Genomic DNA, 384 nt, shown 5'->3' with positions numbered 1-384 from the left:
GCCGTTCAATCGCCTGACCTATCGTGCGGCCGCCTGCCGGGTGGCGATTTCGTCGGTGATCGAATCTCACCTGCGGGAGCGCCAATGGGGTGAGACGGCGTTGATCCCCAGCACTCTCGCCCACCTGCCCAGCGACAAGCAAGCCGTGGCCAAGCTACGCCAGCGCTTCGGTAATACGTCCGCGGGGGGGCGCATCGTCATCGGGCATGTCGGCGCACTGGTGGACCGCCACAAGGGCCAGCGAGTGCTGATCGAGGCGGCCCGCAGGCTGCGCGACAGCCACCCGCAGCTGCTCTTCGTCTGCCTGGGTGCCGGCGAGGACGAAGCGGCCTTCAAGGCGGAAAGTGCCGATCTCGACAATCTGGTCTGGGAAGGCTTCCACAC

At 66.7% G+C, this 384-nt stretch carries 1 protein-coding gene; it reads left to right on the top strand.

From position 1 onward, the window contains the following. Positions 1 to 384, top strand: a 384-nt coding sequence (locus tag HUS66_RS17560) for a glycosyltransferase (RefSeq protein ID WP_175072466.1), incomplete at both ends; no start/stop codon positions are given.

Origin of the sequence: Onishia taeanensis, from assembly GCF_013349955.1 — a bacterium.
Classification (GTDB): Bacteria; Pseudomonadota; Gammaproteobacteria; order Pseudomonadales; family Halomonadaceae; genus Onishia; species Onishia taeanensis_B.
Note: the sequence above shows the minus strand (reverse complement) of the source record. Positions and strands in the feature narration are given on the sequence as shown.